Source organism: Acidaminococcus sp., from assembly GCA_022482815.1.
Taxonomy (GTDB): Bacteria; Bacillota; Negativicutes; order Acidaminococcales; family Acidaminococcaceae; genus Acidaminococcus.
In genome coordinates this window covers 1,192,206-1,209,320 of the sequence record JAKVOM010000001.1, presented here as the reverse complement: position 1 = coordinate 1,209,320, position 17,115 = coordinate 1,192,206, and the positions used below count along the sequence as shown (strand labels likewise).

General features: G+C 46.0%; 11 protein-coding genes. 1 reads left to right on the top strand and 10 read right to left on the bottom strand.

Features of this window, described 5'->3' with window-relative positions:
• Position 1 precedes the first annotated feature (1 nt).
• The 8 genes from tkt to recG form a co-directional block, all read right to left on the bottom strand.
• On the bottom strand, positions 2–1,990 hold the full coding sequence (tkt, locus tag LKE33_05280; GenBank protein ID MCH3950334.1) for a transketolase: 1,989 nt from the start codon (positions 1,988–1,990) through the stop codon (positions 2–4).
• Positions 1,991–2,441: 451 nt separating this feature from the next.
• A complete protein-coding gene (locus tag LKE33_05275) occupies positions 2,442–5,423 on the bottom strand; it encodes a DEAD/DEAH box helicase family protein (GenBank protein ID MCH3950333.1) in 2,982 nt (993 codons plus the stop codon).
• 2 nt (positions 5,424–5,425) lie between these two features.
• Positions 5,426–6,811: a restriction endonuclease subunit S gene (locus LKE33_05270; protein ID MCH3950332.1), complete on the bottom strand. Its 1,386-nt coding sequence runs from the start codon at positions 6,809–6,811 to the stop codon at positions 5,426–5,428.
• On the bottom strand, positions 6,812–8,815 hold the full coding sequence (locus LKE33_05265; GenBank protein MCH3950331.1) for a type I restriction-modification system subunit M: 2,004 nt from the start codon (positions 8,813–8,815) through the stop codon (positions 6,812–6,814).
• Between the two features lie 790 nt (positions 8,816–9,605).
• A complete protein-coding gene (locus LKE33_05260; GenBank protein ID MCH3950330.1) occupies positions 9,606–10,034 on the bottom strand; it encodes a hypothetical protein in 429 nt (142 codons plus the stop codon).
• A 322-nt stretch (positions 10,035–10,356) separates the two neighbouring features.
• Positions 10,357–12,429, bottom strand: coding sequence for an elongation factor G (fusA, locus tag LKE33_05255; protein MCH3950329.1), 2,073 nt, complete (start codon positions 12,427–12,429; stop codon positions 10,357–10,359).
• A 203-nt stretch (positions 12,430–12,632) separates the two neighbouring features.
• Positions 12,633–13,364, bottom strand: coding sequence for a TVP38/TMEM64 family protein (locus tag LKE33_05250; GenBank protein MCH3950328.1), 732 nt, complete (start codon positions 13,362–13,364; stop codon positions 12,633–12,635).
• A gap of 18 nt (positions 13,365–13,382) precedes the next feature.
• Positions 13,383–15,449 (bottom strand): ATP-dependent DNA helicase RecG, encoded by a 2,067-nt coding sequence (gene recG / locus LKE33_05245; protein MCH3950327.1) that lies wholly within the window; start codon positions 15,447–15,449, stop codon positions 13,383–13,385.
• 352 nt (positions 15,450–15,801) lie between these two features.
• Here recG and rpmB point away from each other — a divergent pair, with 352 nt between their 5' ends.
• A complete protein-coding gene (gene rpmB, locus LKE33_05240; protein MCH3950326.1) occupies positions 15,802–15,993 on the top strand; it encodes a 50S ribosomal protein L28 in 192 nt (63 codons plus the stop codon).
• 88 nt (positions 15,994–16,081) lie between these two features.
• Here the strand turns inward: rpmB and LKE33_05235 are convergent, their stop codons facing one another.
• The gene (locus LKE33_05235; protein MCH3950325.1) at positions 16,082–16,519 is read right to left on the bottom strand and encodes a zinc ribbon domain-containing protein; all 438 of its coding nucleotides are present in this window, start codon (positions 16,517–16,519) and stop codon (positions 16,082–16,084) included.
• Between the two features lie 15 nt (positions 16,520–16,534).
• Positions 16,535–17,020, bottom strand: coding sequence for a PTS glucose transporter subunit IIA (locus tag LKE33_05230; protein MCH3950324.1), 486 nt, complete (start codon positions 17,018–17,020; stop codon positions 16,535–16,537).
• Between the last annotated feature and the right edge of the window lie 95 nt (positions 17,021–17,115).

Genomic DNA, 17,115 nt, shown 5'->3' with positions numbered 1-17,115 from the left:
TTTATTTCAGTTTACGAACCATATCCACTACATGCTCGACAGTGAAGCCAAACTCCGCATAGACTTTCTTACCCGGAGCGGAAGCACCGAAGCGCTCAATGCCAAGTACTCTGCTGTCACTGCCCGTATAGCGGCTCCAGCCCATCTTGACGCCTGCTTCGATGGCAATGCAGGGCACGCCTTTCGGCAGGACTCTGCGCTTATAAGCAGCACTCTGGGCTTCAAACAGATCCCAGCTCGGCATGGAGACAACTTGTACACCGATACGGCGAGCGGCCAGTGCCTTCTGGGCTTCGAGCGCCAGATGAACTTCGCTGCCCGTAGCGATGATAACAGCCTTCATCTTTTCCTTCGGAGAAGGACTCAGGATGTAAGCGCCCTTTTCCACGCCCTTGGCAATGACCTTGGCATAGTCATGCAGCACAGGCAGACCCTGACGAGTAAGGAGCAGGCACGTCGGTTTATTCGTCGTTTCGCAGGCAATCTTCCAGGCAGCTGCCGTTTCGAGGGCATCGGCCGGACGAATGACGGATACGTTCGGAATAAGACGCAGGCTCATAGTCTGTTCAATCGGCTGGTGCGTCGGACCATCTTCGCCGACAAAGATGCTGTCGTGCGTGAAGACAAACTTGCTGCCGATTCCCATGAGGGCTGCCATCCGGATTGCCGGACGCATAAAGTCGGCAAAGACCAGGAACGTGGCACCATAGGGAACGAAGCCGCCGTGCAGGGCCATACCATTGACGATGCAGCCCATAGCGTGTTCGCGGATACCAAAATGAATGTTGCGTCCCAGACGGTCCTCTGCAGAGAAGAACGTCGAATTTTTCAGTACGGTCTTGTTGGAAGGACCAAGGTCGGCGCTGCCGCCCGTGAGGGCCGGAATCTTGTCGGCCAGGACCTGCAGCAGCGTGCCGGAAGCGCCGCGCGTAGCGACACTGTCGACGCCGTCAAAGGCCTTCATCAGTTCCTTAAGGTTCAGTTCAATCTTGCCGGAAAGACGGTCATTCAGTTCTGCCGCAAGATCAGGATAAGCGGCAGCATAGCCCTTCATGAGCTTATTCCAATCGGCTTCTGCCTTGCGGCAGGCCGTCAGTTTGCTTTCAAAGTGTTTCTTTACCTTAGCAGGTACATAGAAGGAGCGTTCCGGATTCCAGCCGGCTGCCTTCTTCGTAGCGGCCACGTTATCTACGCCGAGCGGTTCGCCGTGAGCCTTCGCCATGTCCTGGCGCGGGCTGCCGAAACCGATATGGGTCGGTACAATAATAAGGGACGGATGCTTCGTGTCCTTCTTGGCTTCTTCGATGGCTTTTGCCAGTTCATCCACATCCTCCGACGTGGAAACGCGGAGCACCTGCCAGCCGTAAGCTTCAAAACGGGCACCGACATCTTCGCGGAAAGCACCCTTCGTGTCGCCTTCAATCGTGATGTGGTTATCATCATAGAGGAAAATCAACTTGCCAAGGCCCAGCGTACCGGCAAGCGAAGCCGCTTCGGAAGCTACGCCTTCCATCTGATCACCGTCGGACGTAATACCATAGGTATAATGGTCAACGACAGGATACCCCTTCTTGTTGTAGCGGGCAGCCAGCATTGCTTCTGCCATAGCCATGCCTACACCCATGGCGAAACCATGACCAAGAGGACCCGTAGAAAGATCAACGCCGGGCGTCAGACCATATTCAGGATGTCCCGGAGTCAGGGAACCCCACTGACGGAATTGTTTCAAGTCATCCAGGGAAACACCATAGCCGGCCAGATGCAGCATCGCATACAGCAGTGCCGAACCATGACCCGGTGACAGGATGAAGCGGTCACGATTGAACCAGGCCGGATTTTCCGGGTTGTAGTGCATAAAACGATCCCACAGGGTGTACATCAGAGGTGCCGTTCCAAGCGGCAGGCCAGGATGTCCGGAATTGGCAGCCTGTATTTCATCGATGGACAGGAAACGCAGCGTTTGGATGCTCTCTTCATCAATTTTTTTCATGGAAGTTATTCTCCTCCGCATCATAAAAATCTAATTCAGGTCATAAACAACTAGTTTGATTATACCATACTACGGACAAAATCATAGAGAAAAAGTATTACAATTGTTATAAAATTATTGTACCTGGTCATTTCAGTTGGACTGTTTTTGGCGATTTCACCTGGGCTCTAACACTGTGAAAAAATAAAAAGGCGCTTTTGGCATTTGGCATTCAGCTTTTAGCCCGGCCATCGGCAAAACCGTACGAAAAGCAAAAATGGCGATTTCACCTGGTCCTAACACTCAAATAAAACATAAAAAATATTAGGGATAATTTGTAGCGATAGAGTTTTAAGTTGGTAATCATTTTGTCCAGTTTCAGTAGTTGCCGTATACGATACAGATGAAAAATAAAAATTATAGTCGGTAGGAATATAGTCTTCCTACCGGCTCTGATTCTTAAGAATATAGCTCATTGATTGGAATTGCTGTCTTGAGGAAGTTCATATGGTTTCCCCTCTTTATTATAAGTCAGGTTAAAGACCATATCCTCCAGCCATTTTTTAAACCGGGGATTATCCATATACTGCTTCATGAGTTCCACATTATCTTTCATGATGCTGAACATTACCTTTTGTAAGGCACTTTCACTTTCCGTACGAGCTTCCTGCTCATCGGAATTCTTCATGGCATGCCGGTAACTTTCATTTTGTGAAACCATGACAGGAATACGGCGAATCTGCTCGGCTACATTGTCTTTATCATCCCATTGGATATTACCAAACAGGTCATTGAACTCGCTTACAATTTTAGACAATGGACTTAGTTCAGGGTTTACGATATGAACCTCCCCGCCGGTCGGTACCGGAGAAATAGTTGAATCTTCATCTTCAAGTTTTATAGCAATTGCTTGTTGCTCCTGATTGCGATAACTCTCCAAATTAATTGCAGACAAAATTCCTTTGGTCAAATCATCCTGTTTAGGAGATGGAAGTTTGGGAACAAGCAATGTCAGAAATATCGATAGTTTCTCCCATTCCACATTACCGTATGGCAGAATTGATCCTAAAAATCCATAAGTACGAATAAATGCTTTAGCTGCACTCTTAAATTGAATCTGGTCATCTACTTCGAGCTGCTTGTAAGTTGCTACACACGGATCAAGAATCGGATCAAGTCTATCTCTTGCTGCACCGTTTAAGAAAAGCTCAACAATCTTATTTACATCTTCAGAACTATAAACTTGCAGGTCTTCCATTATTTTAATCAAATCATAGAGCTTATTGGGGTCTGTTTCTCCGGAAAGAATCGTAGTCCTGTAAAATCTGGAGAAGGCTTTTTCAATATCTTCCGTTTTATTGGCAAAGTCAAGTACATACACTTCGTCTTTGCCGGGACATGCACGATTCAGTCGAGACAAGGTTTGTACGGCTGCCACATCATATAACGGCTTATCAACATACATGGTCTGCAGCAGAGGTTCATCGAATCCGGTCTGGAACATATCAGCCACGACTAGAATTCGGTACGGATCTTCTTCCAATTTGTCAGGAATTTCCTTATCAGAAAATCCATTCATATCAGCAGAAGTCAGTGCCGGTTCCATACCGTTGTATTTATAATCTCCTGAAAAAGCAATTATTGTCTTATAAGGACTATGACGGTCTGCCAGGCATTTATTAATGGCATAATAATATTCGATGCAGCGCGGAATACTGGCCGTTACCACCATTGCCCGAGACTTCCCATTCAGTTTATGCTTATTGATAATCTGCTCGTGGAAGTGTTCTACAATGATAGCTGCTTTCTTGGCCACGACATCAGGATGACCCTCTACGAATGCCCGGAGTTTTTTCTGGGCACGTTTTTTATCAAACTGAGGATCATTTTCGACCTTTTTGGCAATCTTATACCAACTGTCTATGGTAACGTAATTTTTCAATACATCCAGGATAAACCCCTCCTGGATAGCTTGTTTCATTGTATACACATGGAAAGGCCGGTGCTTAATCACACCATCTTCTTCGTAAGGAGTTCCAAAGACTTCTTCTGTTTTGTTTTTCGGGGTAGCAGTAAAAGCAAAATAGCTGGCATTTTTTGCCATCTTTCTGCCTTCTACCATTTCATTGATTTTATCTTCTATATCTTCATTTTTATTAGAAAGACCGCCAGAAATGGCAATGTTCATGTTGGCAGCATCTTTACCGCTCTGTCCGGAATGAGCCTCATCAATGATAATGGCAAAGTGATTCCCCGTATGCTCTTCTCCCATTTCCTGAGAAATAAAAGGAAATTTTTCAACCGTCGTAATGATAATCCGCTTTTTATCTGCAATTGCCTTTTTTAAGTCACCAGAATGTTTTGCCCAAGCTAAGGTACTCTTTACCTGCGCAAATTGTTTGACTGTATCTTTAATCTGTTTATCAAGAATACGCCGATTGGTTACAACCAAAACAGAATCAAACATAGGATGTCCGTCAGCATTTTGTAACCCGGTAAGCTGGTGTGCCAGCCAGGCAATAGAATTAGACTTGCCTGATCCGGCACTATGCTGAATCAAGTATCTATGCCCTACTCCATTTTTCTTCACATCCGCAAGCAGTTTTTCTACACAATCAAGCTGATGATACCGTGGCCATATTTGTTTGACAGTTTTCTTTTTCGTCTTGGGATTTTCTTCAACGACTACTTGGGCATAGTTCTCAATAATGCGGGACAGTTTTTCTTTGGTTAAAATGTCTTTCCAAAGATAATCCGTCATGATGCCTTCAGGGTTAGGAGGATTGCCGGCTCCGTCGTTGTACCCTTTGTTGAATGGGAGAAACCAGCTATTCTTGCCTGCTAGTTTTGTGCAGAAGGCAATCGTTTGATCATCCACGGCAAAGTGAACAGCACACCGTTTAAATGAGAAAAGCAGATCTTTAGGGCTGCGGTCCGTTTTATATTGTTCAATAGCATCAGCTGTATCCTGCCCTGTGAGATGATTCTTTAGCTCTATCGTCAATACAGGAAGACCATTGATAAAGATACTCAAATCTAATGCTAAATTTGATTTATCAGAAGAATATTCTAATTGCCTCGTGACACTAAAGATGTTTTTCTTGAACATCTTTTTGGCTTCCTCATTGTTTTCAGTCGGGGTGACATAAAACATAATAAGGTCGGCAGGATAGACCTTCACGCCATTACGAAGTACGTCTACGACGCCGCGCTTTGTAATTTCTCCAGACAAGCGGTTCAGAAATTGCTGCTTCTTTTGGTCACTTTGATTGACCCGAAGCTTGGTCATTTCTCTTGGCTGTGTATCGTTCAAAAACCGAAAGAGACGAGTTTCATCAACAGCGTATTCTTTATTGTAATCGTTGTTGGTTCCTTCTTCATACCCATTGTCATTAACCAGACTATTCACAATCAAAGTTTCAAATCCCTTTTCACTCTTATCAGTGAAGGCCATGGTCATTCCTCCTTATCAACATCGGACATGTCTTCGATATTTTCTTTAAAATTCTCATCTACTACATCATCAAAGTGTTCATATTGGGGAATGATAATATCTCTAATGTCAACTTTTCCAGTGATTACATCGGAGATGGTTGTAGATTTTAGTTCATTTAAACAAGAAATCTGTTCACGCTTATTGAGACTCAAATTATCAATTTTATTTGTTAAAGACTCAAGATATTTGACTATCTCTAACTGTTCTTCAATCGGCGGCAAAGGCATCACAGTTGATAACACTTTGTCTTTTGTAAAATGTGGAATCGTAGCTACGCTGCAAATATATTTCATATAACCAAGGTTTACTAAAGTTTGCATCCAAAAACATAGAAATTTAGTAGAAATACGATTTTTAATGGGTCTCACAATGTGGATAGAATTTTGGATATATAACCTTTTATTTGCTGTAGATTCTACTACTGCTGCATTTCCAGCACCAGCCCCTCCTTCCACAATTAGCAAATCGCCTGCTTGTATTTGATATGCTCTTTTATCAGAAGGAGAAAACCACATCTTTTTTAAGTTGGTTAAATTAACTTTACCGAAATGGACGTCTTTCGCGCAAATATATTCTTCATACGTGTCTAAGTTAGAAGATGGAACAGGAGCTAGCATCTTTCCAAGAGTAACATTAGCAACTCTTCTTATTTGTGCAGTCTTCCATTCCTTTGGAATTTTTCCAATCCATGTGTTTCCACTATCAGTCGTAGGAGTATTTTTGTGGAGTCCACCCGTGATGGCCTTTAAAATAATTTGATTTTTAATTTTTTCTAAGTCTGTAATTTCTTTTATATATATATTGACTAATTTATTAATTTCCGAAACTTTCCAATCAAGAAAACGAACTATCTGATTCTGTTCGGAGAGTGGTGGAACGGGAATATAATGGTTTTTTAATTTCCTGTAATCGATATTCTGACCTTCTCTAATTCCCGTCACGCAGGTTTGCAATAATGCGATAAAAGGTTTTGACTTAAATAAATAAGTATAATATCTGCTCTTGAAGTCATTTTTGGGGTTCATCACTGTATAAGCAGGACTAATTATTCCCTGATAGTATGCGTATTCAATACCTCCTTGAAAAGATCTCAGACTAATAACATAATCTCCAGTATGAACAAACTTCAATGTTTCTAAATTTGTCTGCGCAACAACTGTTCGTTGTCCGTATACGTCTTTAGGAACAACACCCATATTTTGAGATGCAACGAGTAATGGTGCTTCAGGATGATTTTTCTCGTTTCTCTCATTGAAGGAATATTTTATTTTTCTGAATCCCCAATGTTCTGGAATCTGAGGCAGCCAAGCTTCCTCGGAATTTATAAACCTTTTATATCGATACATTTACTCCAGCCCCTTTGTGATTTCATCCATAAGGCCATACGATTCTTTTTCTAATTCATTAAGCGATGCAAGAATATCTTTCATGTTACGCAATTCTACAGGTTTATAGAAATATTTTGTGAAGCTGATTTCATAGCCAATTTTCGTTTTACTTTCATCGATATAGGCATCTGGGGCATAAGGCTTAACTTCCTTCTCTATAAAGGTATTGATGCCACCTTCATAGTTAAGAGGAATATTTTCGGTGTCACGAAGTTCCGGATCTGCCTCACCTGCCACGATTTTGGCATTTGAATCTGGTTCGGTAATGAACGGACGAATTTTTTTGAGCTGCGCTTTTTTCAGTTTTGTCGCTTTAGCAAAACTGTCCCAGTCGTCAAGAGGTACATCAGGAGCAACATTGCTAATAGCTTCTTTTACAGCCTCTAATTCTTCCGATTTTTTAAAAGTTCCGTTGGGAATCTCTCGTTCCGGGTGTACATGCAGTCTCAGAGGCCGTTCTACCGTGACATTCCAGTAGCCGAATTCTTTGTTGTCAAATAATTTGCTGACTTCATTTTCTTCCATATTGATGAAGATACGAACGATTTCTTTGCGAATTTCAGGTGTAAATTCACAATTTTTGTTACCCATGTTTTTACGCAGCGGGGATTTCATGTTCGTTGCATCTATCAGTTGAATATTTCCTTTTCTCCGCTCATCTTTTTTATTTGAAAGTACCCAGATATAAGTGCCGATTCCCGTGTTATAGAACATGTTTTCAGGCAAAGCAATAATGGCCTCTACAAGATCATTCTCAATCATGTACCTTCTGGCATTGCTTTCGCCGCTGCCAGCATCGCCTGTAAAGAGAGAAGAACCGTTATGGACTTCGATGATACGGCTGCCAATTTCCGTATCTTTCTTCATTTTAGAAATATTATTCAATAAAAACAGGAGCTGCCCATCACTGGTACGAGGAATCATGGCCAATTCCTCATTATTCAAATAAACATTAAATCTTGTATCAAGAATTTCATTCTTTCCGCCCATCTTATCGGCATCGGTTTTCCAGCTCTTGCCATAAGGGGGATTGGACAGCATAAAATCAAACTGCCTGGACGGATTACTATCAGAAGAAAGTGTCGAACCATACGTAATATGCTCCGCTTCTTCTCCATCGCCCTTTAACAGCATATCGGCTTTGCAGATGGCATAGGTTTCCGGGTTGATTTCCTGGCCAAATAAATGAATGGAGACCTTCTTTCCCCGAGCTTTAGCCAGTTCCTGGAGCCGTTTCTGGGCAACGGTAAGCATCCCACCAGTACCACAGGCTCCGTCATAGCAGGAATAACTAGCATCTTTGATTTTGTCCTGCACAGGATAGAATGCCAGGTCAGCCATCAGTTCCACAACATCACGAGGTGTCCAGTGCTCACCGGCTTCCTCGTTATTTTCTTCATTAAACCGGCGCAGCAGTTCTTCAAAAATCGTGCCCATACCATGGTTATCAAGACCAGGTAATTTGACAATCTTCTTTTCGGCATCTTTGTAGACGGGATAGGGACTCAGATTAATATCGGAAGAGGTGAATTTTTCGATAACCGCCCCTAAAACGTCTGCATCCATCATTGTTTTAATTTGATCGCGGAATTTAAATTTTTCAAGAATACTTTGGACATTAGGAGAGAAGCCGTCCAGATAGGCCCTGAAATCTGCTTCCAGCGTTTGCTTTTTGGAGCGGCTGGTCAGATCCTTTAATGTAAAAGGAGAAGCATTGCAGAAAGCTTGCCCCGCAGCATTGCATAGGATTTCCCACTGATTCGTAAAGTGATTGTCATCGAGTTTTTTCTTCATGGCCAGGACGTCTGCTTTCGTGTTTTCAAGAACAGCATCCAAACGACGAATGACGGTCATCGGAAGGATTACATCACGATATTTGCCGCGAACGTATACATCCCGCAGGCAGTCATCAGCAATTCCCCAAATAAAACTTACGATAGCGTTGTATTCTTGATTATCCATCTAAACAGACACCCCTTTACCAAAAAGCACACGGGTCTTAAATAGTTAATTAATAAATACAGTTTTCTTCAATAAAAAAGAACAAACAATAATTATTGTAATCATTGTATCATGAAAGCTCATTTTATTAAATTGAATAGGTTCAGAAAACGGACTCATTGTAACAAACGACTTTCAAGCTATCATTTTATCTGTAATTTTAGTTTTTATTGTTACTTTAACTCCCTATGCCATTACTAGGCCTAGGGAGGTTTTCCTGTCTGAATCACGTTCAGAGTAGCTTCTTTTAGACATATATTATCACCTTGATGAAGGATAATTATTTCCTTATCAGGAGGGATAACTATGCAAACCAAAACCTTTTATTACGCAAGAGTGTCATCCAACAGTCAGAACCTTGCTCGCCAGATTGAGGCTTTCAAGGCTGATGGAGCCGACGATTGTAACATCATTACGGAGAAACATCTGAATCTATCGAGGCCAGCCTTGGATTGCCGACTATGGTCTCACAGATTCATGATTAAATATGACATAACACAAAAGAGGCAGTGAAAAAATGCTGACGCATCTCTTCACTGCCTCTTATACGCAGGTCGCTGGTCGCATGTCGCCCCTTGAGGAAGCAAACTGACAAGCAATTTGCAGTAATCAAAAACTAGCTGCCTCGGCAATCTTCCTCAGGAAACAGCCTGAACTGCCCGCACTACGGTACTAACCACTACTCACTACCCACTAACCACTCAGCCGTAAGCGAGGCTAAAAGCGCCTTTATTTTCCCAGGCGCCACCGATTATTTGCAGATTTGATCAAAGATATACTGCAGGGCTTGCTTAGCCTCGGCATAGCGCTGATCCGTGCCGCTCAGGATTACGCTGTTTTCACTGCCGCGTTCTGCCTTATCACTGCCCGTGCTCAGCGGACTATTGGCCGTTTCAAATTCAATATAGCCGTTCAAGACAGTAGATTTCAGTTTAGCCTGGATGGCTACAATGGATTTAAAAGGAATGACCTTGAAGTTATTGTCCCCGACGTTCCACAGCCCGCCTCCGGTTCTATCAATAACCACAGCGTGTTCATGAACGTACAAATTAGCGCCCCGGCAGTCGATGGCATAGAGCTCCTGCCCCAGGAATTCACGAGCGGGACTGGGCCGCATCTGACCTGCTCCGCTCGCCGCGCCTTCGGCTGCTAAATCTTTCATCGTATCTAAAATCCCCATAATTTGTTCCTCCTCTACAATGTAAATTACAGTAACAAATACAACGACATTCTACACCTATTAGGGAAAAGGATACAAGTGCGAGGCAGATTGCCGTTAGCAGTTAGCCCAAAGTGGTTAGTGTATAGATAGATTAGTACAATCCTTCGGGCATCTGCCTTTGTGGATTTTGAGATAGAATGCAAATAGCAGGAAGATTTTTCATTTACTGCAAACTGCTTGTCAGTTTGCTTCTTCCAGTGGCGACCTGCGGCCTGCGACCAGCGAAAAGGAAAATATCCCCTGCAGCACCACGCTGCAGGGGACATTTCTTTTCTGCTTTTTATGCTTTCTTTCTATTCTTCCGTTCTTCAATAATCTGTTCTGCTGTTCTGGGCGGTACGTCTTCGTAATGGTCAAATTTCATTTCGTAGGTACCGGTGCCCTGAGTCAGGGCGCGCAGATCGACGGAATAGTCAAGAATTTCGGCATACGGAACCTGTGCTTTGACGCAGGCCCGTCCATCATCTTCGGTCTGCATGCCGAGGATACGGCCGCGTTTACTGTTGAGGTCGGAGATGATATCACCGGTTACGCGATCATCGCAGTAAACGTCGAGATTATAATACGGCTCCATGAGTACCGGTTTAGCCTGTTCGCAGCCCTTCTGGAAGGCCATATGGGATGCCACCTTAAAGGCCATTTCGGAAGAGTCAACAGGATGGTAAGAACCATCGAGCAGCGTAATCTTGATGTCCACAACCGGATAGCCAGCCAGCACACCTTCCTGAATGGCTTCTCTCATACCCTTTTCTACGGCAGGGATATACTGACGCGGTACGGCGCCGCCAAAGATTTTATCTTCAAAGACAAATCCGGATCCAGGAGGCAGCGGTTCCATCCGAATGACAACGTGACCATACTGGCCGTGACCGCCGGTCTGTTTCTTATATTTGCCTTCGACTTCCACAGTGCCGCGAATGGTTTCCTTATATTCAATCATCGGCGGACGTAATTCGGCCTCCACACCGAACTTACGAGTCATACGTTCCATGATGATTTCAAGGTGCTGGTCGCCCATGCCGGTAATCAGCATTTCCTTCGTCACAGGGTTACGGGTTACGATGATGGTCGGATCTTCGTCCGTCAGACGATTCAGGGCCGCAGTAATCTTTTCTTCGTCACCCTTCTTCTTCGGATAGATGGCCCGGCTGTACATCGGCAGCGGGAAATTAATCGGTTTGAAAAGTACAGGGTTCTTGCTGTCGCTCAAGGTATCGCCCGTGGCAGTATACTGCAGGCGGGAAATTACGCCGATATCGCCGGCGACAATCTTATCCATCGGGATTTGCGTCTTCCCGCGCATCGTAAAGACAGACCCTACTTTTTCTGCTTCATCACGGCTGGAGTTATAAATCAGACTATCGCTGTTAATGGTACCGGAGAACACACGCACAAAGCTCAGGCGGCCGACAAACGGGTCTGCCGTGGTCTTAAAGACGAGAGCAGCCATCGGGGCGTTGGAGTCGCGTTTTTCTGTCTTGCCCGTAGCCGGATTAATGACTTCGAATTCGTTCAGGACAGCCGGGAACGTATAGTTGACGATAGCGTTGAGGCAGCGGCCGAGACCAATATTCTTATAAGCACTGCCGCAGAGCACCGGGAAGATAATACCTTCACGGATACCTTTGACAAGGCACTTCATAATGACGTCATCGGAAATTTCCTCGCCTTCGAGATATTTTTCCATGACATCGTCATCCGCTTCTACAGCGGCTTCCACCATCTTGGTATGGGCATCTTCCACCCAGGCCTTCAGGTCATCCGGCACTTCGATTTCATCGGCACCGTTGCCATTGCCGCGGTAAGCCTTCTGATTGAATACATCAATAACGCCGCAGAAATTTTCCTCTTTGCCGAGCGGCAGTTCAAGCGGCAGGATTTTCTTGCCGCCGATCTTGGCGCGCAGATTATCCAGGATATTATCATAGTCAGCGTTTTCACGGTCCATCTTATTCACAAAAATAAGACGCGGCAGACCAACTTCTTCGGCGAGTTTCCAGCATTGTTCCGTACCGATCTGGACACCGCTCGTCGCACTGACAACAATCAGCACACTGTCAACAGCACGGAAGGCACCCTTAACTTCGGCTACAAAGTCTGCAAAGCCCGGGGTATCAATGATATTAATCTTGACACCTTGCCATTCCAGAGGGGCCAGCGTAGCACTTACAGAAACACCACGCTTGATTTCTTCCGGTTCAAAATCCGTTGTTGTCTGCCCATCCTCTACCTTGCACATACGACTAATGGTATGGCTGCGATAAAGCAATGCTTCTGTCAGCGACGTGGTGCCAGCACCACCGTGCCCGACAATCGCTACGTTTCTGATTAAATCACCTGTGTACTCTTTCACATTAGAGCCCCCTTTATCTTCAATAATTTAACGATTAATCATTAATCCCACGATACTTATTTTCGCCAAATTCTTGAAATTTTCCTTCTTTTCCATCGTATTTTCTAATGAACGCGAAAAAAATCTCTATTCTGTAACGTAAGATACAGAATAGAGAAATTTACTCATGCTGAAATCATCAGGAAAAAAGGAGCCTGAAATGTTTACGAATGCCCCTGCTCCTTCTTCTCTTTGTCCTTTTTATCCTTCTTATGCCGAACATAGAGCATGGTTCCATAAACGATGATTACGGCGGTCATGAGGATGGCCAGTCGGTGCATATGGTTGTGAAAGTTGACCACATCATGACCGACCACGACTTCGAGAGCTGTTGATGGGAATTTGCCGAGAAGGTTGGCAATGATATAATCCCTGACGCTCATGCGGCTCACGGCACCGAGAGCCGTCAGAATTCCTGACGGGAAATATGGAAGCGTTCTTGCAAGCGCCATGGCCGTCAGGCCTTTTTCGCTGCTCATTTCATCGAGACGTTTCAAACTATGGCTCTTGGCAATAATTTTTTCGGCTTCATCCCGCAGGAAAAAGCGCAGCACAAGGAAATTTAAAACGACTCCCACCGTCTCGGCGAGCCATGACACAGTAATGCCAATGGGCAAACCGAAAATTACGCCGTTAGCCGTCGACAGAAAAATGGACGGCAGGAATCCCAGCGCATTGATGAGTACATCCAGAAGAAAGCTGACCAAAATAGCCCAGGGGCCGAAACTGCGCAGATAAGCCGTAGTCTCTTCCATACTTCCTCCCTTAGCCAGACGGAACAACGTCCGCGACAAGTCGGGAGCACAGTAATGGACGCAAAGCAGCAGCCCCACAAGGAGCAGGAAGGCAAGGAGTTTGAAGTGCTTGCCTGTCCAGTTGACTTTCGTTCGGTTCATGATATCATCCATCCTTTTTCAGGAATTAAAAATGCGTTCAAAGCGGCCATCGAACTGCGTGGTCGCTACACCATCCTCAATGAAGCGCGCTTCCTGAGGATTTTCCATAGTCTTTTTCGCAAACCAGCGGGCTTCGACAAGCGTATCCGTATCCCGCAGGATATTGGCGATATAGAGATCCGGCAGGCCATGCTGACGCAGGCCGAAAAGCTGTCCGGCACCGCGCAGTTCCATATCTTTCTCAGCAAGCACAAAGCCGTCGCTGCACGTTCTCATGATCTGCAGCCGTTCCAGCGTCTGCGGATTAGAGGAACCTGTGAGCAGTACGCAGTAGGACTGACTGCTGCCGCGTCCGACACGGCCTCTGAGCTGGTGCATCTGGGCAAGGCCGAAGCGGTCTGCCCCTTCAATAATCATCAGCGTGGCATTCGGTACGTTCACACCGACTTCGATGACTGTTGTCGCTATGAGGACCTTCGTCTTGCCGCTGACAAAATCAGCCATAACCTGGTCCTTTTCCTCTGTTTTGAGCCGTCCGTGGAGGAGGCCGCAGGGAATGCCCTTGAGGTAGGTCCGGGTGAGTTCATCATAAAGGTCGGTTGCCGCCTTGGCATCGACCATGCCCGATTCCTCGATGAGCGGCGCTACCACGTAGGCCTGGTGACCCTGCTGTACTTGATGAATCAGACCTTTATAAACGGCAGGCCGCTTATCATCAGTATAACAAAGCGTTTGGATTGGTTTACGTCCCGGCGGCAGCCCCTTCATCAGCGATACGTCAAGGTCGCCGTACACCGTAAGAGCCAGAGTCCGGGGAATCGGCGTTGCCGTCATAACAAGAACGTGTGGAGCATACTGGGATTTAGCCGAAAGCGCTGCCCTCTGCTCCACACCGAAACGGTGCTGCTCATCCGTAATGGCAAGCGCCAGCGAATGAAAAACGACCTTGTCCTGAATAAGGGCATACGTCCCTACGACGGCCTGTACCGTCCCGTCCGCGAGGCCTTCCAGTACGTCCCGCCGCTGCGGCTGGGTAAGACTTCCCGTAAGGAGCGCCACGTGGATGCCGGCCGGTTCCAGTACTTTCTGCATTTCCTGATAATGCTGCTCAGCCAGGATTTCCGTCGGTGCCATCATGCATCCCTGGTAACCGTTTTCCGCGGTCTTGGCAAGGGCCAGCATGGCAATGGCTGTCTTGCCGGAACCAACATCGCCCTGCAGCAGGCGGTTCATAGGCTCGGGACTTTCCATATCGTCCTCGATTTCCTGCCAGGCTTTCTGCTGGCTCGGCGTCAGGGTAAAGCCAAGCTGCTTTTTGACGGCAGCGACCATAGCCCCGCTGTGCGCCATCTTAATGCCCCGGTTGTCCTGCTTGATTTGCGCCCTGTGATACAACAGGCCGCACTGGATAAAATACAATTCTTCAAAAATAAAACGCCGCCGCGCTGCTTCCATTTTCTCAAAACTTTCGGGAAAGTGAATATTCTTCAGCGCCTCGTAGCGTCCCGGGAACTGCTTCTGACGGATGATCCACTCCGGCAGACACTCGGGCAGCTCCTCGGAAGCCAGTTTCAAAGCCTGCCGCACGGCATTGCGCATATCCTTCTGGGAAAGACCGCCGCCGAGCGCATATGTCGGCAGAATGCCAGGTGCCTGGGCCTCTTTGTCTCCATTCAGCCGGGTAATCACAACACCTGTTACGGACTTCGCCGTCCGGCCCGGTGCCACCCTGCCGATAACCATGATTTCATCGCCGTTCTTATAGTAACGGGCCGCGTAACGCTGCGCTCCGAAGAGAAAAATCTCTGCAAAAGCCGTCTCATCACCGACGACGAGCGTCGCATAAGCGGCTCCATGAGCGCTCCGCCGCTGCGTCACACGAACTACCTTGCCCTTGAAGAGCTGCATGCTTCCATCGAGGGAAAGTGATGCAATCGGTTTGATTCTGGAATAATCAAGATAGCAGCCTTCACGAGGGTAATGATTAAGTACATCTCCGACTGTTTCGATATTTAAACTTTTAAATTCCTGTGCTTTCTTAGGTCCGATTCCTTTTAATGAAGTCACCGGTTCCTTCCACCACATAGCTTCATCTCCTGACAAATATATTAAAAGACGCCGGCCGCGGGTCGCTGTCCACCACCGAAAGAAAAATAGAAGCTCCTGCCCTCTTGTTTTCCTGGTTTTGGAAAATAAGAGGGGAGACCGCTTTGCGGTGGGTATTCAGTAGGATAACAGGGATTGGTCAGATAGAACGCCTGTTAAATCCAAACCAATTCTCTAATTGGGGCTCTACAGTACTAACCACCCTCGCTACTACCCCCTGCCAGCCTCTACTCCCTCTTCCTATTTTTTACTTGCAACTTGTTACTCATTTGTGTTAGAATACTTACATTGAGTTTAAAAGCATTGCCTATAACTTGAAGGAGGTGGGACCATGGCATGCATCTGTGATATCTGCAAAAAAGGTGAGCTGTCCGGCAACAACGTCAGCCGTTCCAATAGACATGTAAAACGTTCTTGGAAACCTAACGTTCAGAAGGTAAAGGCAGTTGTAAACGGCGAAGTAAAGAACCTCAACGTTTGCACTCGCTGCTTACGTTCCGGCAAGGTGACCCGCGCCATCTAAGCTATAAGCTTACTATTTAAAAGGATCAAATACCGCAAGGTGTTTGGTCCTTTTTTATTGCTTCAAAACTTCATGCAAAAAAGCTTTCTTACTTTTTGACGGCCGCGCCGCAGTACGGACAAAAAGCCGCATCGGCCTGAATCGTCCTCCCGCAGGAAGGACAAATCCGGTGTGCCCGGTAAGCAGCAATTTTGGCATCAAAAAGCTTCATAAAGCGTTCTGTTTCTTTATTCTGCACGCGGAAGCTGTAGACTTCCAGGCGTTTCTTATGAATATCGATAATCACCTGACAGCCTTCCGTAAGGGGCTGCACGGCAAAGGCAACTTCTTTGATTTTGGGATGGCCGAAAAGAAAAGATTTTTCTTCCGAAACCAGCGTTCCATTCAGCAAATGCTCCCCGTCATCCCGGCTCGACACTTCGACATGCATGTCTTCCAGGACTTCAAGTCCCAGCTTCCAGAGTACTTCCAGTGGCAAATTATATTCTTTTTCTACGAGGCTGCCGCCGCTGCCGTTAATTTCCATACCTGCTTCTTCTCCTTACTTACCCGGCGAGACTGTCAGAAGTGCATCGCATCCGGCCGATACATCCGCACCGGACTGTACCTTTTTTACCTTAATGGTGCCGCCGCCTGAAATTATGACAGGTGTCACCAGATTATATCCTTTAGCTTCAATGCCTTCACGATCAAAGGTTACCAGTGTATCGCCTGTCTTAACCTGACTGCCGTTTGTGACACTCGCCGCAAATCCTTCACCCTTTAGCTTCACCGTATCGATACCAATATGAATCAGGATTTCGATTCCGTCCTTTGAGGTCAGCGCTATGGCATGGCCCGTATCGGCGATATAAGTCACCGCAGCATCACAGGGAGCCACAATCTTATTGTCTGCAGGCTGTACCGCAAGCCCGTCCCCCATGGTAAGCTGAGCAAACGTCGCATCGGGAACCTCTGAAAGCGAAACGACTTTTCCAGAAACAGGGGTAACTAATGTGATTTCTTTTTTGCGGCTGAACCATCCCATGGGAAAACACTCCTTTTGCTAAACTCCTTCTCATTGTAACAGGAAAATCTAAAAAAATCAGGGCATGTTCGTGACATTTCTCAGAACACACCCTG

Bases quoted from the DNA above. Each gene is read 5' to 3' on its own strand.
- LKE33_05230 (MCH3950324.1), bottom strand. From the start codon at position 17,020: ATGGGATGGTTCAGCCGCAAAAAAGAAATCACATTAGTTACCCCTGTT.
- LKE33_05270 (MCH3950332.1), bottom strand. From the start codon at position 6,811: ATGTATCGATATAAAAGGTTTATAAATTCCGAGGAAGCTTGGCTGCCT.
- LKE33_05250 (MCH3950328.1), bottom strand. From the start codon at position 13,364: ATGAACCGAACGAAAGTCAACTGGACAGGCAAGCACTTCAAACTCCTT.
- LKE33_05235 (MCH3950325.1), bottom strand. From the start codon at position 16,519: ATGGAAATTAACGGCAGCGGCGGCAGCCTCGTAGAAAAAGAATATAAT.
- LKE33_05265 (MCH3950331.1), bottom strand. From the start codon at position 8,815: ATGGATAATCAAGAATACAACGCTATCGTAAGTTTTATTTGGGGAATT.
- LKE33_05275 (MCH3950333.1), bottom strand. From the start codon at position 5,423: ATGGCCTTCACTGATAAGAGTGAAAAGGGATTTGAAACTTTGATTGTG.
- LKE33_05260 (MCH3950330.1), bottom strand. From the start codon at position 10,034: ATGGGGATTTTAGATACGATGAAAGATTTAGCAGCCGAAGGCGCGGCG.
- rpmB (MCH3950326.1), top strand. From the start codon at position 15,802: ATGGCATGCATCTGTGATATCTGCAAAAAAGGTGAGCTGTCCGGCAAC.
- recG (MCH3950327.1), bottom strand. From the start codon at position 15,449: ATGTGGTGGAAGGAACCGGTGACTTCATTAAAAGGAATCGGACCTAAG.
- tkt (MCH3950334.1), bottom strand. From the start codon at position 1,990: ATGAAAAAAATTGATGAAGAGAGCATCCAAACGCTGCGTTTCCTGTCC.